At 37.8% G+C, this 24376-nt stretch carries 25 protein-coding genes; 1 reads left to right on the top strand and 24 read right to left on the bottom strand.

Annotated features, from left to right (window positions below):
- Positions 1-46 precede the first annotated feature (46 nt).
- The 24 genes from MHH37_RS08570 to MHH37_RS08455 all read right to left on the bottom strand — a co-directional run bounded on the left by MHH37_RS08570 (position 47) and on the right by MHH37_RS08455 (position 22881).
- Complete coding sequence (locus MHH37_RS08570) at positions 47-2218, bottom strand: PBP1A family penicillin-binding protein (RefSeq protein WP_342575885.1); 2172 nt, start codon at positions 2216-2218, stop codon at positions 47-49.
- A gap of 292 nt (positions 2219-2510) precedes the next feature.
- Complete coding sequence (locus tag MHH37_RS08565) at positions 2511-2888, bottom strand: hypothetical protein (protein WP_342575884.1); 378 nt, start codon at positions 2886-2888, stop codon at positions 2511-2513.
- A 144-nt stretch (positions 2889-3032) separates the two neighbouring features.
- The gene (locus MHH37_RS08560) at positions 3033-3194 is read right to left on the bottom strand and encodes a tRNA U-34 5-methylaminomethyl-2-thiouridine biosynthesis protein (RefSeq protein WP_065216172.1); all 162 of its coding nucleotides are present in this window, start codon (positions 3192-3194) and stop codon (positions 3033-3035) included.
- A gap of 17 nt (positions 3195-3211) precedes the next feature.
- Positions 3212-3562, bottom strand: coding sequence for a cupin (locus tag MHH37_RS08555; protein ID WP_342575883.1), 351 nt, complete (start codon positions 3560-3562; stop codon positions 3212-3214).
- Between the two features lie 336 nt (positions 3563-3898).
- Positions 3899-4594, bottom strand: a complete 696-nt coding sequence (locus MHH37_RS08550; protein ID WP_342575882.1) for a UDP-N-acetylmuramyl pentapeptide phosphotransferase — start codon at positions 4592-4594, stop codon at positions 3899-3901.
- A gap of 106 nt (positions 4595-4700) precedes the next feature.
- A complete protein-coding gene (locus tag MHH37_RS08545; RefSeq protein ID WP_008407889.1) occupies positions 4701-4982 on the bottom strand; it encodes a hypothetical protein in 282 nt (93 codons plus the stop codon).
- A gap of 134 nt (positions 4983-5116) precedes the next feature.
- Positions 5117-5884, bottom strand: coding sequence for a hypothetical protein (locus MHH37_RS08540; RefSeq protein WP_342575881.1), 768 nt, complete (start codon positions 5882-5884; stop codon positions 5117-5119).
- Between the two features lie 19 nt (positions 5885-5903).
- Positions 5904-6233, bottom strand: a complete 330-nt coding sequence (locus tag MHH37_RS08535; RefSeq protein WP_342575880.1) for a histidine kinase — start codon at positions 6231-6233, stop codon at positions 5904-5906.
- An 81-nt stretch (positions 6234-6314) separates the two neighbouring features.
- Positions 6315-6647 carry a nitrite reductase gene (locus MHH37_RS08530; RefSeq protein ID WP_342575879.1) on the bottom strand — a complete coding sequence of 111 codons (333 nt, stop codon included), beginning with the start codon at positions 6645-6647 and terminating at the stop codon, positions 6315-6317.
- Between the two features lie 218 nt (positions 6648-6865).
- Positions 6866-7096 (bottom strand): acyl-phosphate glycerol 3-phosphate acyltransferase, encoded by a 231-nt coding sequence (locus tag MHH37_RS08525; protein WP_065216177.1) that lies wholly within the window; start codon positions 7094-7096, stop codon positions 6866-6868.
- 124 nt (positions 7097-7220) lie between these two features.
- Positions 7221-8162 (bottom strand): ribonuclease Z, encoded by a 942-nt coding sequence (gene rnz / locus MHH37_RS08520; protein ID WP_342575878.1) that lies wholly within the window; start codon positions 8160-8162, stop codon positions 7221-7223.
- Positions 8163-8443: 281 nt separating this feature from the next.
- A complete protein-coding gene (locus tag MHH37_RS08515; RefSeq protein WP_342575877.1) occupies positions 8444-9046 on the bottom strand; it encodes an alpha/beta hydrolase in 603 nt (200 codons plus the stop codon).
- A gap of 33 nt (positions 9047-9079) precedes the next feature.
- Positions 9080-10063 (bottom strand): ring-cleaving dioxygenase, encoded by a 984-nt coding sequence (locus MHH37_RS08510; RefSeq protein ID WP_342575876.1) that lies wholly within the window; start codon positions 10061-10063, stop codon positions 9080-9082.
- A 73-nt stretch (positions 10064-10136) separates the two neighbouring features.
- Positions 10137-10571, bottom strand: a complete 435-nt coding sequence (locus MHH37_RS08505) for a MarR family transcriptional regulator (RefSeq protein WP_008407898.1) — start codon at positions 10569-10571, stop codon at positions 10137-10139.
- Between the two features lie 127 nt (positions 10572-10698).
- Positions 10699-11637, bottom strand: a complete 939-nt coding sequence (locus tag MHH37_RS08500; RefSeq protein ID WP_008407900.1) for an RNA methyltransferase — start codon at positions 11635-11637, stop codon at positions 10699-10701.
- Positions 11638-12087, bottom strand: a complete 450-nt coding sequence (locus MHH37_RS08495) for a hypothetical protein (RefSeq protein WP_008407903.1) — start codon at positions 12085-12087, stop codon at positions 11638-11640. It abuts the gene before it with no gap.
- Positions 12088-12205: 118 nt separating this feature from the next.
- The gene (locus MHH37_RS08490; RefSeq protein WP_342575875.1) at positions 12206-13690 is read right to left on the bottom strand and encodes an MFS transporter; all 1485 of its coding nucleotides are present in this window, start codon (positions 13688-13690) and stop codon (positions 12206-12208) included.
- 266 nt (positions 13691-13956) lie between these two features.
- Positions 13957-15189 carry a DNA polymerase IV gene (locus MHH37_RS08485; RefSeq protein ID WP_342575874.1) on the bottom strand — a complete coding sequence of 411 codons (1233 nt, stop codon included), beginning with the start codon at positions 15187-15189 and terminating at the stop codon, positions 13957-13959.
- A gap of 30 nt (positions 15190-15219) precedes the next feature.
- Positions 15220-18036 carry an ATP-binding protein gene (locus tag MHH37_RS08480; RefSeq protein ID WP_342575872.1) on the bottom strand — a complete coding sequence of 939 codons (2817 nt, stop codon included), beginning with the start codon at positions 18034-18036 and terminating at the stop codon, positions 15220-15222.
- On the bottom strand, positions 18011-18391 hold the full coding sequence (locus MHH37_RS08475; RefSeq protein ID WP_008407909.1) for a response regulator: 381 nt from the start codon (positions 18389-18391) through the stop codon (positions 18011-18013). The genes MHH37_RS08480 and MHH37_RS08475 overlap by 26 nt, the downstream gene beginning before the upstream one ends.
- Positions 18392-18408: 17 nt before the next feature.
- The gene (locus MHH37_RS08470) at positions 18409-20046 is read right to left on the bottom strand and encodes a diguanylate cyclase (protein ID WP_342575870.1); all 1638 of its coding nucleotides are present in this window, start codon (positions 20044-20046) and stop codon (positions 18409-18411) included.
- Positions 20047-20300: 254 nt separating this feature from the next.
- Positions 20301-21239 carry an ABC transporter permease gene (locus MHH37_RS08465; protein ID WP_340798321.1) on the bottom strand — a complete coding sequence of 313 codons (939 nt, stop codon included), beginning with the start codon at positions 21237-21239 and terminating at the stop codon, positions 20301-20303.
- Positions 21226-22131: an ABC transporter ATP-binding protein gene (locus MHH37_RS08460; RefSeq protein ID WP_008407922.1), complete on the bottom strand. Its 906-nt coding sequence runs from the start codon at positions 22129-22131 to the stop codon at positions 21226-21228. The genes MHH37_RS08465 and MHH37_RS08460 overlap by 14 nt, the downstream gene beginning before the upstream one ends.
- Positions 22132-22329: 198 nt before the next feature.
- Entirely contained in the window at positions 22330-22881 is a 552-nt protein-coding gene (locus MHH37_RS08455; RefSeq protein ID WP_008407924.1) for a GNAT family protein, read from the bottom strand.
- A 214-nt stretch (positions 22882-23095) separates the two neighbouring features.
- On the opposite strand from MHH37_RS08455, the gene MHH37_RS08450 reads away from it, so the two are divergent.
- Positions 23096-24367: a helix-turn-helix domain-containing protein gene (locus MHH37_RS08450; RefSeq protein ID WP_342575868.1), complete on the top strand. Its 1272-nt coding sequence runs from the start codon at positions 23096-23098 to the stop codon at positions 24365-24367.
- The last annotated feature ends 9 nt before the right edge of the window (positions 24368-24376 follow it).

Genomic DNA, 24376 nt, shown 5'->3' with positions numbered 1-24376 from the left:
CTAGAAAAGTAGGATTTCCCTCATAATAAACCTGGATTATTTCAAATTACTCTTTTTCCTCCTTTTTGTTCTCCTTTTCCTTGTCTTTCTTCTCTTTATCCATCTCTTTCTTCTCTTTTTCTTTCTCTTTCTTCTCCTTATCCTTCTCTTTCTTCTCTTTTTCTTTCTCTTTCTTCTCCTTATCCTTCTCTTTTTTCTCTTTTTCTTTCTCTTTCTTCTCCTTATCCTTCTCCTTCTTCTCTTTTTTCTCTATCTCTTTTTCTTTCTTCCTCTGCTCTTCCTCTTTCTTTTCCTGCTCTTTTAGCTGTTTGCCTAGTAGAGGTAATTTAAATTCTTTTTGGTTAAATTCCGTCATAGATTCAGCCAAAACTGCTTTGAAAATCTTTGTGACAGTAGATCCGCCAGTTCCCATCAAATAATGATTTTCATCTGTTTGATCATATCCCATCCAAACTGCCCCAACAATTTCTGGCGTATATCCAACAAACCAATGATCCTTCGCGCCCCCTGAATTCGCAAAAGGAAGCTCGGTCGTGCCCGTTTTACCAGCTACTTCCCATCCTTCTACTTGAGCGTTCTTTGCTGAACCTTCTTCAACAACGCCCTTAAGCATATATGTTATTTCCTGAGCGACTAGGGGCTTCGTAACGCTCGTCTCATTATGAAGCCACTTAGCAATGACCTCGCCATCTGCATCTTCAATTTTTTGTATAGAGTGTGCTTCTACCATTACACCATCATTAGGAAATGTGGAATATGCCTGAGCCATTGATAAAGGAGATATGCCTTCACTCATACCACCAAGTGCTAAACCTAAATTATGATCCTCTTCTTTTAATTTTATACCAAAACGCTCAACAGCATTTATACCGTATTTCAATCCCATTTTATTTAATAACCATACCGGTGGGATGTTGTATGAATTCACCAATGCTTCATACATCGTTACTTCACCATGGAATCGTTTGTCATAGTTCATTGGTTGATACCCGTCAATATTAATAGGTGAATCTTGTAACTTATCATAGATTTCGTATCCTTGCTCCAAAGCAGGAGTATACGCCGCCAATGGTTTCATAGTTGACGCAGGCTGACGTTTTAATTGAGTAGCTCGATTAAACCCTCTAAAAGTATGTTCCCCTCTACCTCCAATTAGTGCAGTGATTCCTCCGGTTGAGGGATTGATGAAGATTGCTCCACTTTGGATTAACTGGTCCGATTGCCCTTCAGGAAACATTTCATTATCGTTATATACCTGTTCAACTGCATTTTGTATTGAAGGATTAAGTTCTGTATAAATATGAAGTCCACCCGAAAGTACCTCATTTTCTGTAAGCCCGTATTGTTTGATCGCTTCTTCAATAATATGGTCTACATAATAAGGATATTTCCCCTTATAATCATCCATCTTTTTGCCCTCTAATACGATAGGTTGTTCTTTTGCTTTTTTCGCATCGTTTTGAGTTATGTAACCTTCCTTTTCCATTAATGCTAGAACAAGGTCTCTCCGTTGAACTGATTTATTCATATCTTTTAATGGTGACAAAACTGACGGCGCTTTAATCAACCCCGCAAGCATAGCCGACTCACCTAATGTTAATTCACTAACATCTTTGCCGAAGTACATTTGGGAAGCACGCTGTATGCCCCATGCGCCTTCACCAAAGTAAATCTGGTTTAAGTACCGTTCCATTATTTCGTCTTTATCGTATGTTCGCTCAATTTTCTTCGTCAATATGAGTTCTTTTAACTTTCTCGTATATGTACGCTCTTGTGTAAGAAAGACATTTTTAGCCAACTGCTGTGTAATCGTACTTCCTCCCGCCACAATTTCTCCTCTCATCGTGTTTTGAGTCATCGCACGTACAATTCCTATAACATTAATTCCATTATGCTTGTAAAACTTTTGGTCTTCCGTTGCAATTACAGCATGAATAAGATGTTCCGGAATCTGTTCTATATTGACTCCATCTATTTTGGAACCGGTAACTTTACTGGCTACCTCTCCATTTTGATCATAAATAATTGTTGGCTGCGGAGTGGGTTCTTCCAGTTTACTAACATCGCTTGTCCAAATAAAAATATTAAATATGAGGAAACAGCATAATAAAAATACTGAACCCACTGCTATAACTTTCAACATTATTTTTTTATCTTTAACCTTACTCCATATCTTCCAGGTTAATTTTTGTTGCTGTCTTCTTTCCGTTCTTCTCACGTTTTATTCCACCTTCTAGTCTGACGAATCAGCTTCTGCATAAAGGTTATTGTTAGATATGAAATATACATAGTCAATAGGGATTTTGTAATCTGCTACTTTATCCTCTCTTAAATTCAATGCACTTCATAACATTTCTCCTACGTACTGTGGCTCTAAAATGAGAAAAGGACGCTAATTCTTGTTTAAGAATCTCGCCCAATTGATGAAAATGCTTCTTAAAGTAAAGCACTCCTGAATTATTTTTCTGATAAAAGGATAAGCTTTATCCTGAGGGTTGTTTTAGAGGTTTTTACATTCTTACGTCTTTACTAATTATTTTATTAGTATCGGGATTTATATAGATGCCAATCGGCCCCAGAAATCTGTCTCGAGATGTATTAAATATTACTTTCATGACTTTCATTGGATTATTATCTGGGAGTACTTCATCATTAACGCTGAGCTGTTCCTCAGTTACTTTCGCATCTTTCCAATTCCCCATCACGGTTTCTTTATCCGTATCGCTCAAACTTGCCCAAGCAATTTCCCGCATTTCCATATATACTTTCTCTAATTCAATTACAGTTTCTATTGGCTCTTTTAATGTTGCTACGTGATTTTCATTAGTACAACCTAAACAGATGGAGCTTAACAAAAGGACAAAGATAAATAAAAATAAGTTTTTCATTTGCCACCTCGCCGATATTTCAAAATCTAAGCATACAAAATACCTCTATCAAAATATGGAATAAAATCACCAAACTAGATTGTCCCCTTAAAATAGGCACATTTCTAAATTATGAAATACGAATGCCTCGTACCAGTTATGTACTTATTTAGTTTCTTCTTTTGGTCTACTTCTACCGATTATGTACCCTATAATGATTCCCATTAGAAACATGAAAAACCTTTCTACTGAAAAGTCATCTGTAAAATATCCCCATATCAGCCAACCTGCTATAGACCCCATTATTAAACCCAGTATATTTTTCACTTTCTACCTCCTAAAATTTAAAATGGCCATACTATATTTGTAACTCTGCTGATTGTATAATCAATAGCAGTGAAACCTTTTTGACTACCACAAACGTGACTTTCTCCTTTTTCCCATAAGACAGCTTCACCCATTTGCAATTTTACCTTCTCGTCGCTTTTCCCCTGAACCCAACCTTCTCCCTCAATCACGATAAACAATTGTGGAACAGGTGCTTCATGACGACCTACTAAACCGTTAGCTTCGACATAAATAAATCCAAAATTTGTTGGTGTTTCAGTTTTTATAACTTTATTATAGGTAGTGAAAATTGAATTATAATTCAAAACTGGTTTCGCTTTATCTTTCGTAAAATTTAATAGTTGCAAGATATATCCCCCTTAAGAATTTAAATTTGTTATTTCGATAAAACATTCTCCAAGAGTACTTTACATTATTTATAATCTCTTTGATTTATTTCTTCTCTTAATTTCTTTATTTCTTCCGTCTGTTCCAGAATATTATTGTTCATTCTTCTAATCAAATCATATATAGCAAAGAGGCCAACGAAAAATAATATAGCGAATAGTATACCCATCAGTTACCTTCTTTCTTTTTTCTTTAGTTTTATATTCTTTAAAAATACATAGGATTATTTGTACAAATTTTCACCTTAGAAAATAAATAAGCGCTGATTCCAATTACAGAATCGCGCCAAATGAATTTTAAATAAATCGATACTTACGGGAGAATTGGGAAATAGCCAAAATAACAGTTGCCCCAACTACCAAATCCCAAATTATATTAAAAGGAATTACAAACATCAGTAAACCAAACAAAACAGCTACTGAAGCGCTAATGATCATTGACTGTGCGCTAGTTAATCTATTTTGTAAGAAAAGATAAATTACTAACGGCAATGCCAAAGTAAAAATTGGAATGTAAATTGTGATAAAAGAAAGCTTAAGTAAAGACAACGACAGTACTGCAATTACAAAACCTATAGATGTAGTAAAGGTTCTTCCTAAAGTTTTTTTTCCTGAAATAGAAGCAAACAACATAATAGTTAACACAGCAAATAGTCCGGAAATTGAAGCAAATGTATAACCCATCAACAAAGCCGCTATGGAAAGACAAAGTAATGAAATACATGGCAACAGCAAGATTAATGGTTGTTGCTCTTTTTCTATATTCATTACATTAGTAAACCCTACTAGGAATAATAAAGAAAAAGGAATTGCTAATAATCCTAATTCAATTTGATTAATATAACTAACTTCTAGATCACCAAACAATACAATGATCAATGACGCGCTAATTTGCCCAACTATCAACCAAATGCCTGATAAATTAAATTTTTGAGTAAGCTTCGTTGTCATTACGATCAAAACCAAGCCTACTAACAGCGTTAAATATAACAAACTTCCCCCACCTCTTATACACTGGAATAGTAAATCCAAATTAGCCTAATATAATCGGTCACCGCCTATATCCTACCATAAAAATCTAATTTTTCAAATACTGCATTTACTTAAAATATTCTCTATATGCATTGATGAAAGCTTCAGGTGAGGATTTCACGATATACGTATATACACCTTGCAGCGTATGTAAATAAAGGATCCCTCCCTGCTTTGCAATTTCCCGGTACGAAAAATCCATTACAATTTTAATCGGAAACACTCTATTTTGTGTAACGACTTTATCATTGTATAAATAAATGATCCGGTCATGCACAATTTCAAACTGTTCAGTACTTGTCACGGTTCTTTCTACTTTAATATAAGGATGTTGCGCGATCAAATTCATGTGAACCTCCTAAAGCAAAGACTTATTGATTATATTAGCACAAACAGATTATTTATTTAGTGAAACGGACACACCTTCACTTTATTAAGTAAAAAGGCGAAATTCATCATCATGAATTCCGCCGATAGTTGGTTTTAAAATTTCTCCACACCAAAATATTCAGTTAAAGGTTGCTGTATCCCTTTTTCATGCCATTCTTCATATTTGCTAAATACCTTTTTTACGTCGCCTTCGTAGCGACATTCTACTAAAAAATGAATTGCAGCTGTGCTTCTCCAATAATTGAGCATAATTGAAGCTAACGATGTTTGATGATAACTACCTATTCCAAAATGATCTAATGAAAAACCGCCATACTTTAGCTTAAATATTTTAATCATCAAGTTTTCAATTTTTCTTAATTCTGTATATCGATGTTCCGTTAATGTCATTCTTTGAGAGAGATATTCACACATCCCTTCTTCAAACCAAATACTGTTATTGCGCTCATCTTCAAACTCATCAGGAAAGAGTTCAATATGATGTGTTAATTCATGAGCTAAAATACAAAAAACGTCATCGATCGCCAGTGATTGGAAATATTCTTTTATGTACTCAATTTCATCACTTTTCTCTAATTCCTCACCATCAAATAGCGAAAGGTAAAACGCCTTCCATTCACTAACACTTGGCGACATATAAATGGTTTCCCGATTAGTATAGGCTGGGACAGGGACTTGCGAAAATATGGTAGTAGCATTCTTACTGCTCGTCCAAACAATTGTTTTAGGTAACTCTATAAGCTCAAATTGGTTAATTAACAATTCTTTATACATATTCAATTTGTTATTTAATAATTGAATTTCGTCTTTATAGTTTTCAAAATCCTGTATGCTTTCAAAAGCATAAATTTGTTTGATCACTTCTCTTTCCCCCCCACTCTCACCTTTTATTATCAGCCTTATTTTTACGATGTAACTCTGATAGATCTCTAATATATATTAATGAATAGTCATCTCTAATATCGACTTCAAAAAAGTAATAGGTATTCGTACCTTTATCCTTAACTTCTATTTCAAACAACCCCATTCCTCTTCGGAAATTGTTTTCTACTAAAATTATATTTTCCCCATCAATCCCATAGTTAGTTTCCATATAGTCTTCCACATAATTGAATACAACCGCGCTTCGAGATTTAATATTAAAATAATTGAAAGCAACAAACACAACAACTATACAAAATAAAAGATTAAAGAGAATTATTTTTTTCAAGTGCCTCTCCCTTCCGTTACAACAGGACTGCTTTTCTAAATTTAATCTTTACCAACTAGTTTATAAGTAAAATATAAATAATCATTTATTACGTAATCGGGCCACTTCTTCTAACATTAAAATAAACTTTACTCGCTCTTTTTCACAACGAATTAATCTATTTACACGCATTGAACTTTGTAAGTACTTTCTAATTTTTAAGCTTAAATAAAATGAACGCTGATGTTCCTCCATTTTATATACTTCATTAAACCAAGAATAGCCTTTTAATTTTTCTAAATTCTTTTCTATCTTTTCTGTATTTAAGCCTTTACCACCACTAAAATCAAAGAAATTCACACCTGATACGATACTTGAAATTATAGTAAGCAAAATTCCTAAATATATTACAAATCCTCTGCCGAACTTATTCAAAATAATCCTCCTTTATACAAGGTTAGGCCTATATTAGCATATTTCAGTCCCTACCCTCGTTGGATATCGGGAGATAGTGGAAATTCATCTGATGGATTGCAGTTACTTCGAGTTATTAGAGAGTAGATAATAAAAAACACTCAGTTCAAAAAATACTGAGTGTTTTGGCATGTAATCAATTCAATTAATATTTTTCCCCTTACGCGAACCGGAACCCTTTACAATGTTCCATTCTTAATCCGCTTCACAATACTGAATGTCGTATAGAGTGAAATCGGACCTAATACCGCCGCAATGATCAGCCACGTCGTTAAGCCGTCTGTCGCTTTCAGCATTTCCAAGTTTGTTCGTATGTAAACAACGACCCCAAATAACAGAATATAGCTCATGACATTTGGAAAAATAACTAGCAATCGTAATACTTTTGGTGAAATTGTCGGTTGCTGCATCATTCATCCCCCTTTTCTCCATTATAGCGGAAACTTTCTGTTATTGGACAAAATTCTCTTAAAAAAGTAAAGAAGCATATAGTAAACATTCACCCCGTTTACTATATACCTCGATTAAATTCATCTATTCAATTTCCAGCAATTCGTTTTTTCGCCACTCATATTGGCTGAAATCATTTGCTAAATAACTGTTTTCGAAGATCGCTTTTGCTTCTTCCAAAAACGGAATCAGATCATGCTTCAAAAAACGGGCGCTTATATGATTCAACAGCAAATGTCTCGCTTGTGCCTCTTTTGCAATTTTAGCTGCTTCTGTATTTGTCGCATGTCCGTACTTGCCCGCCAGCTCGATTGTCGAATGATCAAAGGTTGCTTCATGTACGACAACATCTGCATTTTGTGCTAAACGGATACTGTTATCGCAATACTTTGTATCCCCTAAAATTGCAACAGTGAACCCTGGCTGTGGTGGTGACGTTACATCGCTGCTTTCCACAACTGTTCCATCTTCCAATTTTACAGAATGACCTGCTTTTAACTGGCCTAATAACGGACCTTTTGGTACACCTAATGCTAAAGCCTTGTCAATCAGCAGCTCGCCCTGCATCGGCTTTTGTTCAATCCGATAGCCGAAGCATGGTACAACGTGTTGAAGCGACAGTGCACGGACCGTAAACATTTCATCTTCAAATATGATTCCTTCATTTACTTCGACAAATTCAATCGGATATGTTAAATGGGTTTTCGATAATTGTAATGTTTGTTCAATCCATTGTTGTAATCCGGTTGGCCCGTAAATAGTGAGCACATCTTCCCCGCCTAAAAAGGAACGGGAACTCAAAAAGCCGGGCAGCCCGAAAATATGATCACCGTGTAAATGAGTAATAAAGATTTTATCGATTCTGCGCGGTTTAATCGTTGTATGCAAGATTTGGTGCTGTGTTGCTTCCCCGCAGTCAAACAGCCAAATCGAGCCCCGTTCCTCCAACAGTTTGAATGCAATGGAACTAGTATTGCGCTCTTTTGACGGCATCCCTGCACCGGTACCTAAAAATTGGATTTGCATGTCATTTCCTCCTACCACGAGTTTAGTTTGCCTCATGTAGAAGCTTTTTACTATCGTTGTATTTATTATAGGTTGCAAATAAATTTATGCAAAGAAAAAATGAAGCGGCAACAGAAATGACCATGTGGAATGATAAAAATTCCCTACTTCATCACTTGAATAACGGAAAAATTAAGGTCGGCTTTCCGCGAATAATAAAAAATGTAAAAAGAAAATCACTTAAATACAAAAGACCCTTTCCTGAAACCGGAAAGGGTCTTTTATGCATGAACAATCTTTAATTAAAACGTGCGCTCATACCAAGCCTTCGCTTTTTGTACTTCATTCATCGTAAGCTGGTGACCGTTTGATTCCCATTCCAGCGTTACATTCGCCCCAGCATCCGCCAAATAGCGTTCAAGATCAATCGCTTCTTGTTGCGGGCAAATCGGGTCATTCACTCCTGCTGCGATAAATACATGTGTGCCGTCTTGTTTCGCAACCGTTGCTTCATGATTCGGGACCATTGGATGATGCAAAATTGTACCTTTTAATGCATTTTCATATTCAAATAACAGGTTCGCTGCGATATTGGCACCATTTGAGTAACCGATTGCAATGATGTTTTGACGGTCAAACCCGTATTCTGTTGCTTTCTCGCCGATAAATTCATACAGTTCTTTCGTACGGAAAGCGAGGTCTTCCATATCAAACACACCTTCAGCTAGACGACGGAAAAATCGAGGCATTCCATGTTCCAGAATATTGCCTCGTACACTTAAAACCGATGCTTCCGGATCAATGATTTCTGTCAGTGCAAGCAGACTGTTCTCATCCCCGCCTGTCCCGTGCAGCAGTAAAAATACCGGCTTGTCTTCTTTCCCTTTGTTGAAAATATAGTTCATCGGTCATTCTCCATTCTCATTTTGATAGTCGAATTACTCGTATTCCTTCTCGATTGTTTTTGTTGAGCGTACTGTATCAATCGGACGCACAACACTTTCAATATAGTCGCGTTTGCTCTCTAAGAATGGCGGCAATGAAAGAATTTCCCCTACTGTTTCGTATGGCTCATCGCCCATGAATCCTGGTCCGTCCGTAGCCCATTCAAATAAAATACCCGGTGCTACACGTGCATAGAGCGATTCAAAGAAGAAGCGGTCCACATAGCCAGAAGTACCGAACCCGAAGCTTTCAAGACGGCCGATCCATTCACGTAATACGGCTGTATCTTCTACTCGGAACGCGGCATGGTGAACTGTACCGAAACCTTGACGGCCAGGCTGTAATACTGTATTGTGCTCGACAATAACCGATGCCCCGTTACCGCCGTTACCTACTTCAAATAAGTGCAGTGAATCTTCTTTACCTGTTTCACGCATTACTAATACCTTTTCAAGTACTTCTTTGAAATAATCAAAGTTCGAAACGCGTACATGAATCGGACCTAAGCCTGTAATCGCAAACTCTAATGGAATCGGACCTTTTTGCCAAGGTGTACCTGATGCGATCCCTTCATTGTTTTCATCTGAGATGAGCATGTATTGCTGGTCATCAAAATCGACAAATGATAATGTTTGCTTGCCGAATAATGGTTTGATGCCTTCATGCTGTACTTTCAGACGGTCAAAACGTTTTACCCAATAAACCAGTGCCGCATCATTTGGCACACGGAAAGCTGTTTTGTAAATTTCATCCGTCCCGTGACGTCCTTTCGGGATGCCCGGAAAATCAAAGAATGTCATATCTGTTCCTGCAGACCCTTTATCATCCGCGAAAAACAGGTGGTATGTTTGAATATCATCCTGGTTGACTGTTTTTTTCACTAAACGCATTCCTAATACATATGTGAAAAATTCATAGTTTTTTTCTGCACTGCTTGTAATCGCTGTTACGTGGTGAATTCCTTTAATATGGTTCATCTGTATGGCCTCCATTTTCTCGATATCGAGATATTAGTTTAAAAATGCACCGAACCCGATGCTTGTAATCAATTTATAATTTGTTCGCATGGTGTCCCACACGCTTTAAATAGTCTGTTAAGTTTTGCAACTCTTCATCCGATAACACATCAAAAATCGATGCAATCTTCTCTTCATGTGAAGGGAAAATCGATTCAATCATCTGTTTTCCTTCATCCGTTAACGATACAAATGTAACACGGCGGTCTGTCGGACAGGCAACACGTGCAACGAGATTTTTCTTCTCCAGTTTATCGACGACATACGTAATGCTGCTGCTAGCGATCAATACTTTTTTACCGATGATTTGGATAGGCTGATCTCCTTTATGATAAAGCAATTCCATTACGGCAAATTCCGTTAAATTCAGATCATGCTGTTGGATATCTTTTTTCGTCGCTTCTTGGATAGAAGTTTGAGCCCGATGTAAAACAGTAAATGCTTTTAATTGCTTGTCATATTTACTCATAAAGTACCTCCTCCCTGTTATTACGAATTCATTTATCTTTAATTCGAGATAAATATACCATGTATAAAATACAGTGTCAAATAAAAAACGTTCCAATCCAGGTATTCACTGAATTGAAACGTTACTTCTATTCACATATTAAAACTTGGCGTTCAAATTTCCCTTTTTTCAATACGGCTCGATCGATAATCGTTAAACCGGCTTCGTGGATTTTATCGTCCATCGATTCGATTGTCACAATAATGACCCGCTTTGCAATCCGGCGGGCATTTGTAATGATGCTTTGCTGCAGCTCACCCGTAATATGCGTAAATAAATTGTACGGCATATCAATAATTGCGACGTCATATCCTTCATTCGCCTCTTCAATTGGACCGATTTCCACATTCGGTTCATATCCGAAATGGCGGAGATTAATTTGGGACCCCCAAACAACACGTTTATTGATGTCGCGTCCTTCAATCGCAATGCCCATACTCATCGCTTCCACAAGCACCGTACCGATACCGCAGCAAGGATCAATCACCTTTAGTCCGTCCGGAAACGGTACCGCGATATTGACGATCGCACGCGCATCCCTTGTACTCAGTGCTGTTGAATACATTTCAGGCTTCTGCATATGCTTCAGCCAAACCGCTTCACCGTATGTAAGCTTGCCTAAATAAAAGCGCTCCTCATGGCAGACAAGTCCCAATACTACGTCCGGCTTTTCCAGATCCGGTTCGGCATTGATTGCCGAGCTGACACGAATCATATAGTCGTTTCGCATCGAGCGGTTCAGTTTTGGCTGAATTCCATCAGCACTATTGTTTAAACAATGAATTTTAAACGTCTTTTGTCCAAGCTCCAGCTGTGCCGCCATTTCTATCAGCTGTTCTATTGAACTCGCTTCATAGAAAACGGCCAAACGTGAACGCATATACGGACTACGACTCGGCTCTATTCTTTCTTGACTAATTAGAACATTTCCTTCCACGTGAAAGTTAAAAAATGTGCGCATTTCCAAACGTGAAAGATCATATTCATCTCTTTGCCAAGTAAAACTATATAAATATTTTTGCGTCATTTATTTCTCAACTGTTGTTATTAATTGCGCAACAAATTGATAAAGCATTTCACAAACTTCTGTAAGAGTCATCTTCTCATGGAAGCCCTCAATGCAGTCAACCGCAATGTTCAGTTCCCAAAGTCCTTCTTGACCAGAGAACGCTGCACTGCTGCTTCCTAATGCAGATTTTACATTGTCTTTCAAATATTGACGAATTACTTCACCATGTTTCTTTTGCAGTTTTAAGCCGAATAATGCCGTATATAGATTAAATGCATCATCAAATTCAAGTGCTACCGCATCAATTCGTATATCATTGAATTGAGTACATTCCACATAAATAAATTCCCCTTGGTTGTCCTTTAAATAGTGGATTGGTGTTGATGCAAATGCGTTACTCTCCGCTGTAATTGTATCTTCTGTTTCTTTACTGCATCGTTCTAAAACTTCTAAATGTAATTGTACCATGATTATAATTCCTTTCGATTCCATATTCGCCCATAAAAAATCACCTAGTCCAGTATACATGACTATCGTTTAAAGCGCATTAGAAAGAAATTTCTTTCAAAACGAAAAAACTGTGTATTTATGAATGATGCATTTTTTCTTTATGCTGAACTTTTACAAATGCGGCACCTGATTTCATAAATGAAAAAAGAACAACGATACAGAAACTAAATAATAATGTCCCTGTAAAGACAAAGCCGGATGTTCCTACTAAATCAAGTGCGCCTAATAGTGAAGACCCTGCGACTACCCCAATGGAGAAGAACGCATAAAAATAACCATAAGCTTTGCCGCGAATTTGTTCAGTCGTTGCATCAATTAACAGGGCATTGATAGAAGGGAATAAAAATGCAAACCCGATCCCGTAAATTGCGAGTATTGCATACAGCCAGGACATTTCTGTTGCCAGGCCAATGCCGATCTGAGCAAGTCCGAGTAATAGTACTCCGACAAACAATGTCACTTGCGGATTTAAATAGTCGAAAATTTTGTTCGTCGGTAATATAAAGATTAGGACAGCGACAATTCCGAATACACTTAGTAATGTACCGGATACACGTGAGTCATACCCTAAATCCTGCACGTAAATCGGTAGCAAATACGCAAGAACACCTTGAGAAAACATAAGGAAAAATGCGCCGCCATACGCTTTTAAAATACCGCTGTTCCAATTGAACTTTTCGGTGACCTGTTTCTTATCGCGTTTCGGTAACGGTGATTTGCGTAAAAACAGGAACAAGCCTATCAATAAGACAATGCCGAACAGCGCAACAATTCCAAGCACATTCGGCACGGCAATTTTGCTTGCTAAAATTCCGCTTGAAGCCGGACCGACAATCGCCGCAATGCCGACAAACGAGCCTGTAACCGCGCTTCCACTCCCCTGTTCGTTGGATGCACGCATATTCGCAAGTAATGTAAAGGCAGCCGGAGTGATAAACCCGCTACTGAACCCATGAATACAGCGAACGATTAAAAGGACCGTCGCATTATCAACAAGCTGGTAGCATAATAACGAAATTGCAGACGTAAACAGGCCAAATACTAAAATGTGAAATGGCCCAATTTTATCAGTAAAAATACCACAAAAAATATTACCGAACGTATTCATAAATGAATAAAGACCGACAACAATCCCCGCAACAAACGTTGTCGCGCCGACCGACAATGCATAAGTGCTCATTATCGGCAACTGGACGAACAGATCGAAAAAGGAAAAGAAAATGATGGCATAAACGAGCCATTGTTTCGGAAACGGCTTTGTATGTAAAGTCGGTTGCATTTTTTTCAGTTGATAGTCGAACAGAAAATTGCCGAATGGGATAAATGCGACTAACACACTTAAAATTGACCAGCCGATATGCCATTGAATGCGCAGTTGCACAATTACGATTGCGAGAAAATAAGCTATAAAAATACCGCCGTGTACACTGCCGTTTACCGTCACAAATTGCGGTAAATCCGCGAAATACTTAAGCGGCATGGAAATAAGTAGTAATGTAATGAGCGAAATCCCATCGAGTAAGCCCATTATTCTTAAAAATCGGATAGGATGTATACGCATAGTGTCCTCCTGAAGCATAATATCAATCCTATTATAACATGGGTCTTTCGTAGTTACCTAACTAAATGAAAATTATTCTCACAATACTATGTATGCGTTTGTGAGAATTTAATAAAAACCACCAGTTGAACTGGTGGTTTTCTCTGCGCGTAAAACGCTGGGTTACTGGCCCACGTCTAATGACGCTCTGAAAGGTCTGCCAACCGCACTATGTTTCCATAAACATTGCAAGCTGTATTAAAGTTTATCTTTAATACAGCTTGCGTTTAATTCGTATGATCTTCCAGAAAATCCTTGCTGAAGCTTGTTTTCGATGCGTAACTTTTTGATTTCACCCGGACACCACGTTTAATGGCCCCTTTTCCGAATTTCTTCTCAATATTATCGACCAGTTCCAAAATAGGCTCGTCTTTAATATGCTGTTCAAAATTAAACAGACTAAGCTGTTGGGTCAATTCGGATTGATCAACAACATTTGAAACAGTAATACCGATAAGTCGGACAGGTGTCTCATCCCAGTTTTCGGTAAATAGCTTCCAGGCGATTTCAAATATTTCATCGGCCTGACTGACTGCATTACGCAATGTTTTACTGCGTGAAGCATTTTGCCAGTCAAAATTGCGTATTTGAATGGTCACCGTTGTCCCGGCCAAATACTTCACTTTCAGACGCTCAGCGACACTTCTGCTCAGCTTTTCGAACGTTTCTTTCAAAATATAATATTCCGTCTCATCCCTTGGAAGCGTCGTCGAATTCCCGACGCTTTTCGTATCAAATATCGCATTGGGATCAACCGGCCGCGAATCAATACCGTTTGCACGTTTAATCAGGCGAGCCCCGTTTTTTCCTAAATTCCGGATTAACAGCCGTTCATCCGCTTGTGCCAAATCACCAATCGTAAAAATTTGGAGTCCATTCAGCTTCTTCGCTGTTTTTTCCCCTACACCATGCATTGTCACAACTTCCTGCGGCCACAAAAGCTCCGGTAGCTCGCGAATTCTGAGGATAGTGATTCCGAGCGGCTTTTTCATGTTCGATGCCGTTTTTGCTAGGAACTTGTTAGGGGCAATACCAATGGAGCATGGTAGATCGAGCTCATGTAAAATGCGCTCCTGAATCTCTTCAGCCAACTGGTGCGGATGCTGTGATTTGGAGCGTTCCGTTACATCCAAATAGCCTTCATCAATCGATACAGGCTCCACTAAATCGGTATAGCTTCGTAATATTGAAAAAATCGCTGCACTTGCTGCCCGGTATTTTGGAAAATCGGGAGGTAATAACAGGAGTTCCGGACATTTGCGCTTTGCTTCCCCGACATTCATCGTTGTATAAATCCCTTTTGCACGGGCCTCATAAGAGCTTGTCACAATAATGCCGCGCCGTTCCTTTACATTCCCCGCTACGGCAATCGGTTTCCCCTTCAGACTCGGATTATGCGACTGTTCAACAGATGCATAAAAACTGTTCATATCCAAATGAAATATGATTCTCGCTGCCATTTCCCCCACCTCCTTTACCTAGCAGATCCTTTATTGATCTTTTACAAATTTTAATAAAAGTGTTGAAAGTTCTTCTGGCGGATAGGGCTTTGTAAAATACTCTTCAACATTGTATTTATCCATGTTGACGCTTGATTTGTCCAATGCTGAGGAAATAATAATTGGGATTTCCTTTGTATTTTTATGATTTCTTAAAGCTTCGACCAAATCCCATCCATCCATATTTTCTCCCATAATTAAATCGATGACAATACCTACTAATGGAATTTGAATGGCATCATCATAGGCACGTTTCAGGTCATCATGATAAATGATGGTAAAACCTTTGCTTTTCAGCTCTTCCGAAAGTAATAACGCTAAACTCAAATCATCTTCAACAATCATTACCGTACGATTTGATATCGTTTTTTCTTCAGACAGCTCATTTCGGTTTTCTACTATTTCTTGGTCATACAATGGCAATGTGAAGAAAATAGTCGTCCCTATACCTTCCTCCGATTCAAGCCAAATGTCCCCTTTATGCTTGGATATAATTTCTTTACTTAACGCAAGTCCTAAACCGGTCCCGCCGATTTTGCGTCGGGAACTGTTGTCCACGCGCTTAAACTTTTGGAATAATGACGGAATTGCACTTTCAGGAATTCCAATTCCGCGATCTTGAATGGAAACTTGCACCGTCTCATTTATATTTTGCATGCTAATTATTATTTCGCCGCCATTAGGGGAGAATTTTATCGCATTGCCGATTAAATTGAACAAGAGCTGGATGATACGCTCTTCATCTGCATTAACAATTGCATTTGTCGATTCATCTACAAAACGGATATTATGCTGCGGATCAATCTGGAAGTTTTTCAGCACATCCTCGATTAAGGCAGTTAATGAAATTTTATTCATTGAATACACTTGTTGACCTGATTCGATTCGTTGGATATCTAAAAAATCATTAATTAAGTTTGTTAGTCGCTTTGCTTCTTTATGAATCGTTTCGATATATTTTTTCTGACGTTCCGGCTTTATTTCTTTTGCCAAAAGCAGTTCTGTAAATCCTAACACACTTGAGAGCGGCGTACGTAATTCATGGCTTACCGTACTTACAAGCTCGGACTTCATCATATCCACTTCATATTCGCTCGTAATATCGCGATGAACAAACATCGTTCCTACTTTTTCATCACCTTCAAATACACTTGTTGCATAAACCTCCACAAAAACCGGACTGCGACCATCTTGTTGAATGGAATAGCGCATCGTTCTCGTATTTGTAAACTCTTCGATAATCGCGATTTTCAGGAAGTAAACGAGCTCATCCGATTCTTCAGCAATTTTCTGGAAATGCTTCAGCCATAGTTGTTGTGGTACTTTATCATCGATTTCTTCAAAAGGATATCGAATTATATTAAATAATGCTTTATTAAGCAGCAGTACTTCCCCATATTTTGATACAAACTGAATTCCTTCATTGGTTGTATCGATGATGGTCTGATTCAGTTTTCTTGAACGTTCCACTTCTTCATACATGAATATTCGTTCGAACGCAATGGAAGCTTGGTTCATATGTCCATTGATGTCGGTTAACTCCTTGCTCGAGAAACTCCGCCCTTCTCTTGTAGCCATTAAAATAGCGACAAGTTTCTTCTCGGAATTCAGAATACAAGTGTACAAGTCATAGTCATTATAAGTTGTATTGGCGATATTGCTTGCCGATTTTACCTCACGACAAATGACGAATGTCTTTTCTTCCTCGAGTCGTGCAATCTTGTCAATTTCCAGATGTTTAATTAAGCGTTCCGTAGTTTCTTTCGCCAATCCTTTTGATACAAATTCACCGCTGTCGATTAAATACATCAAGCTCGAATCGAATTCATAAATACTACGTAAATAGTTGTGTAGATCCTCTATCAGCTTCTCTTTATCCAACGAAAAAGTCAGTACATGATTCAGTTCATTATACTGCTGTAAATGGCTTAAGGATTGCTGTAATTGTTCCTGATTGCCTTGAAGTTCATCCTGCTGTGCCATCAACTCTTCATTTTGCGTTGTCAGCACTTCTTCCTTCTCTTGAATCGAACGGGTCATATTATAGAAGGAAGTAGCCAATACACCAAGCTCATCTTCTTTATTTTTTAATGGCGTAATGTCAACATAGTCCCCAGTTGCAAAAGCATCCGTTGCGGTCGTCAATTTTTCGATTGGAGAAATCAGATTTTGGATAACCCGTTTCAAAATAATTCCAATGATTATAAATACGATAATAAACAGAAAAATACAAAGAACGGTTAAAAACTTAATTTGATCAAGCGTCCGGTTAAAATGATCGTTTACAACCATATCCGTTTCTGTCGTATAACTTTTTGTATATGCAATAAAACTGTTTACTGATTCATTCGCACCGCTATTTGATAATTCACGCAGCGCTTCATAATTATCTGCTTCCACATAGGAAACGGCTTTCGGCAATATTTCATTCCGATAAGTGACAATAAATTGATTTAACTCTTCATAAAGAAGGTTTTCCTCGCTAGATAGGGGCATTTCACCAAATTTTTGCAGCTCCATCTCAAATTCAGACATTTGATCATATAAAATGTTCAGTTCATTTTTGTCTTTAAATGCATAATAGCCTCTTGCACGGAAAAATATATCATTGAAGCTTTCATTCATTTTCCGAACGAGCTGCTCTTTCTCGCTAATCGCTTCCCGCTCGGTGATTAGCCGCTCATTTGTAACGTTCGTATAAATGAAAAATGCCCCTACAATAATGGTAAATAAAATTATGATGGACCAAAGCATACGGACAAATTGATTACGTATGTTTTTCTTAAATGTCGGAATCAGTCTTGGCATTAATGAGCTCCTCTACAAATGAAATCAGCTTTATCGGGCTGAATGGCTTGGAAATGAAATATTGTGCGCCTTTATCCAATGCGAGCTGGCGGTCGGATTCCTGTGATTTTGCTGTCAGCATAACGATCGTTGTATTCGCCTTATACTCATCCGAAAGCTTTTCTATTACTTCCAATCCGGTAAAGTGAGGCATCATATAATCCAGGATAATGAGATCATAGTTATTTTCCTTCATTTTTTCCAAAGCTTCTAAGCCATTTTCAGCTTCATCAATCGTAAAATCGAAACTTTCCAATGTATCGCAAATAAGCATTCTTAAAATTTCTTCATCATCTACTACTAAAATTTTATTCATCGTTGAATTCCTTTCTTTTACCGAGCTTTTAAAAATAATTGGTTGGCTAATTGAAGCATTCGGTTTGTTACATCCGCGATATTAAATGGCTTTACGATGAAATCATCCGCCCCGTTTGCAAGTGCTTCCAATACATATTCCTCGTCATTGCGGCCTGTCAGCATCGAAACGATGACGTCGTTTGAAGAATACTCTTCGCGGATTTTTTTCAATACATTCATCCCATCCATTTGCGGCATCATGCCATCTAGTAAAATAATATATTTTGTATTTTTCTCATACCAATTTGACTCCAAAAACTTCACGCCATTTTCAAAGGCAGCAACTTCCATCGTAAATTCTCCCGGTACTTGTAGTTTATTAAAATAGTTCGTCACTAAGTTTCGAATTATCGCTACATCATCAATAACAATAAGCTTCAATTTCTGCTTCTTGCTGATTTGCTCTTCTTTTGTAAATAGAACCGTTTGATTTCTTCCGGATGTCTTTGCTTTATACAATGCCTGATCAGCCTGTTCAATTAATGCCTTCGGGTGTTTATTTTGATGATTAATTTCCGCAATTCCTGAAGAAAACGTAATATTAAACGATTGTTCATTCCCTTTAAATGGCTGTTTACCAACAATCGTACGCAAGCGTTCCATAATACTGAAAGCTGTATTTTTTGACGTATTTGGCATAACAAGAACAAATTCTTCTCCACCAAATCGGAAAAGAATATCTTCCTCCCGTTTTGCCGACATGATCAAGTTTGAAAAGCCTTTTAATACTTCATCACCAACGATGTGGCCATATGTATCATTTATATTCTTAAAGAAATCGATGTCAGCAATCGCAATCGAAAATTGTTCACCTCTTTTTTCAAATTGCTCCATTAGAAATTCCAGCTGGGTATTCATATATTTCCGGTTATAAAGTTGTGTCAGTTCGTCTGTCATAATCGAAAGTTCAAGCGCCTGCTTAAAAACTAGACGGTTTCTTACATATGAAATTAAAATATCGGCATCCAGTGGTTTCTTTATAAAATCAAGCGCACCCAGATCATATGCCTTTGCACGGTTCCCTTTACTGTCATCGACGCTCATTATTGTAACAAACATATGATTGGACTTGATTTTATTAATATTCTCCAGTATGGAAAAGCCGTTTATATCCGGTAATTTGATATCTAAAAATACGAGGGCCGGATTCAGCTCATAAATCAGCTCTAAACCCCGTTTCCCATTATGGGCAACAATGACCATAAAACCTTTTGATTCTAAAATATTCTTAATATACGAAGCAAACACAATATCATCGTCAATTACTAGTATAAAGTTATTTTGTTTTGACCCTTTTATAAAAGGAAGATCATTTTCTTCGGTCGGACTGCGCTTCACATTTTTTTCAAAAAAGCTTACCGTTTCTTCAATTTGAAATAAAAATGCTTTCCAGTTTTCTTTTCCCCAGCGTTTGCTGCTTTTTTCTTCTAATTGTTCAAGTTTTGTTGCCGCAATTTCGGATAACCCTTCCATCCCAATTGAGCCAGCAGTCCCTTTTAAGTTATGAAGAAATGTATAGATTTCCTGTTCCTCAACAGTATTTTGCTGTTCCCAATTTTGAATTGTTTCAGTAATTCGATCACACATCATAATTTTATATTTATCGTTTAACACCAATTCATCCCCTAAAATCAAATGACTTAATCTTAAGTATAAAGCCCGCACTGGAAATTGCTATATCCTTAAATGAATATTTTTTATCTTTCGTACGTTTTGATCCTAAATAAAGACACATGGATTAGGATTATGCAATTGCTTCATTGCCAGGAATGATAAAATCAAAAATTCCCCATTCCATTTATCATTACTGATAAAGGAACAGGGAATTATAAATTATTTTTTTCGCTATCCCCAAAAAAATTTCTGAACTAAGCCGTTACGTCACGCTTCATAAAGTAACCGAACGTAATCACCAGGAAGACAATCGCATACACGATATTGACAACTAACGAGAATGTAAACGTTAATCCTTCAATCATTGGCATACTTCCCGGTGCATAATATGATAAATCATTGGCAAACCAAATGTATTTCGCGAAATCATATTGGGCGATAAACATTGTCGCCGTTGAACCCATTAGTAAAATGAACAGCGATAAACTTACCGCTAACGTACTTGAACCAAAAATTGTACCGATCATGAACGCAAATATAATTGTCATAATTGTAGAACCGAGTGAATAAAGCGTCGTTTCAATAAAGGTATTTTTCACCGTATCCTGCACGATTTGCCCATCAACAATCGATAACGCTATCGAACTATCTGTACCGAATAAAGCTATCCCGATAATTAATGCGACAACGATTCCAGCGGCAAAGAGTACAATACCATAAAGAATGGACGCAACAAGTTTCGAAAGTAAAATTTTCCATCTTGATACAGGTCGCGTCAGCAACATTTTAATCGTACCAGTACCGAACTCAGAAGATACGATACCTGCCGCAATCACAACTGTAAAAATACCCGTCACCATGATTGTCAATGATAATGATAAATCCATATGTTCCGTAAATGTCATGGCATTTGCTGCTGGCAAATCATTGGCGATACGGTATTCGGCCATCGCAATTTCTTCCTTGAAATATTGCTCATCTTCCGGCGTTATATCTTCCGAAGCAAGCATTTCTTTCGGATACGCCATCATTTCTTCGTTTGCTGCTATGCGCGCCTCTTTAGTACTTGAATCCACATCATAATATTTGTTCATACCAGCCACAAATACGATTAACACGATTAAAAGCCCGCACATAATCCAAGCATTTTTTTGCGACCACATTTTGATCCATTCATTTTTAACGTATTGCATCGATAGCACCTCCACCTGTCATCTCGATAAATTGATCTTCAAGACGTTTTTGAATCGGCTGGATCGTATAAAGATCGATACCGGATTCAACGAATTTACGAACAAGCGCAGGCACTTCTTCTTTTGTCAGATTTACTACATAGCCGCCGTTTTCTTTTGTTAACGGCTCTTCGAACATTGCCTGAAGCTGGTCCGGCTGTCCGACTTCAATATAATATTGTGCTGCCGCAACATGTTGCAGTTCGCGAATATCAATCAGCTCGCCATTTTGGATAATCGCAATACGATCTACCATTAACTCGATTTCCGATAAAAGGTGGCTCGATACAACGATTGCCACATTATCCTCTTCCGCAATTTTGCGTAAGTACATACGGAATTCACGGATACCGGCCGGATCCAGACCATTCGTCGGCTCATCCAAAATCAGAAACTTTGGACGATGCAGCATCGCCTGTGCCAGTCCGAGACGTTGACGCATCCCTAACGAATACGTTTTTACTTTTTCATGAATACGATTTTGCAGACCCACTTGTGCTACGACTTCATCAATACGCTGTTTTGTTACCCCTTTATGCATACGGGCAAAGTGCTGCAAGTTTTTGTACCCTGACATATATTTGTACATTTCCGGGTTTTCAACGATTACACCGATATTACTGATCGCTTCTTCATAATTTGTCGACAGCTGTTTCCCATCGATGATTACTTCTCCTTTTGAAGGATACATTAACCCCGTCATCATACGGATCGTCGTCGTTTTACCCGCCCCGTTCGGACCTAAAAAGCCCGTTATTTGACCTGGATAAAAGTCGAGATTCAAATCTTTAATAATGTGTTTGCCTTTAATCGTTTTATTCAGATTTTTAATTTCCACAATTGGCTGTGACAATTGTCCACACCTGCTTTCTGCTTTTTCTTCTATTACAAGCACTTTTTCGTGTGCCTAAATGTTTTATGTATTGGCATTAATGACTTCACATGTAATAGATTCTAATTACTATACTTGATGAGTATGGAAAAAGTTTCATTATTTATAATTTTTCCGACAAAAAACCTCATCAGTTACTTCTGATGAGGCCAAAATCAGTTATTTATATTCTCCTACCCATTCGTCTTTTAACAAACCATACACCGCATGATCGACATAATGATTGTACAGCCACTCTGCCTGACGGATTGTCCCTTCATGCATAAAGCCTAGTCGCTCCGCAATATGACGGCTTTTCGTATTGTTTACGGCCGCATGAATTTCGACTTTCCCAAGCTTATATTCATTGAAGGCGATATCAATGATGCCTTTTACAGCGCGTGTCATAATCCCTTCACCTTGGAATTCTTCATCTAAAAAATAGCCGATCTCACATTTTTTCAGAGACCAGTTAATTGTATTAATCGATACTTTCCCGACAAATTGTCCTTTATAAAAAATCGCTGTATCGAGACCTTCACGCTTTGCAAATTTTGATAAATTCATTGCGGCAAAATCGCGTGTATCTTCGACAGTTTTTGTATTATCTACCCACCCAAGCCATTCGCGTAAATAATCGCGTGAACGGTCAATGAAAGCAAAGATTTCTTCTGCATCATTTTGTGTAATCAATTTTAATTGAATTTCATTATCTACTTCGTAAAAGAACATTACTATCTCTCCAATCTAAGCTCCCATTTAAAACAATAAACCCTTTTTTATTTTCTTATCATATAGAGCTATTTCAGAATATGCAATTAAAATATCTAATCCTTTAATGATTTGTGTAAGTTTACCATTTTCACAGCGTTAATTGTGCTTTTTTTAAAGAAAATTCGCAATATTCCCGGTTCGTATTTTGGTAAACTAACTATGAGGTGTTTTTATGGAAAACAATGAACATGCTTGGGGAAAGCTATTAAAATATTATCGTCAAAAAAAGAAGCGGAAACAAGATGACGTGGCATTCGGCATCTGTACCCCTTCCTATTTAAGCCGAATTGAGAACGGACTTGTTATAGCAGAACATTCGATCTATGCGCAGCTGTTTGAAAACTTAGGCATCGATTTCAACCAGCTCGAACAACAATTGAAAAACCAAACCGCTTTTTTGGAGCAGCTATACGAAAAACTATTATTAAATGCCGAGCTAACATCCGATGAAATTAAACAATTGACCGCGATCCAAAACGATGAGCAGCCTTTTGAACAGCAGCTGATGGCAAAGCTTGTGTATGCACGGTTCCTGTACTCAATAAAAGAAGATGATGATGCAAGAACAATACTCAATGAAGTCGAGCCGCTCGTCAGCTGGAAAAAAGATCGGATCACGCAGCTATTCGTAGCGATTACGGCGTTCGGCCATCTTTCTTTTCACGAATTTGAACAGTTATCCCTTAAAGAAGCGGAAAATCAATTTGCGCAATATTTATCGAATGCCCACCCGTTTGAGCTGGCTAACTACCATTATCATATCGCTTTTGCGAATCACCGAAGCTACAAGTTGCACAAAGCGCTTGAACATATTGAACTTGCACAGCAATTTTTTATCCACCAGTATAAACCGTTGTTTCAGTTGAAACTTTACTCAATGAAAGGTGTAATTTTTAATGATTTGCACCGATTCCGTGAAGCTATTCAGGAGTTTGAAGCAGGACTTGAATTACTGTCAAATGTCCAGTCCATCCAAACACCGGTGCAATGGAGCTCACTGCATAACAACATAGCCTACTGTTTTGAATGCCAGGAAAATTTCCCGGAAGCGTCTAAACATTATGAACTGGCGAATCAATACGACGAAGACTTGCATTCGGCGATCAACTGGATGCGTACATGCTTTGTACAAAAGGATTTCAATCAGCTGGAAATACTCTTTAATCGCTATGAAGAAATTCGGTTTACTGTCCCTCATCATATTTATCAGCGGAGGTTATTGCAGTATGCGGTTGATACAGCACATACGATCCGCGGATTGAAATTACTGGAGGATGAAGCTTTTACCCATTTCGATGAACAGCAGTATTATTCGCTAATTCTGTTCTATGCTCCATTATGGGGACAATTTTATGAGCAGCTCCACGGCTATAAACAGGCAAGTCATTGCTACAGGCAGGCATTGGAAGCGAGTGAAAAAGTTCGTCAACGAATGAGCAGCTAAGGGGTGATG

The sequence above is a fragment of the Solibacillus sp. FSL K6-1781 genome (assembly GCF_038630735.1).
Classification (GTDB): Bacteria; Bacillota; Bacilli; order Bacillales_A; family Planococcaceae; genus Solibacillus; species Solibacillus silvestris.
The sequence above is the reverse complement of the archived record's forward strand: the minus strand, read 5'-3'. Positions and strand labels throughout refer to the sequence as shown.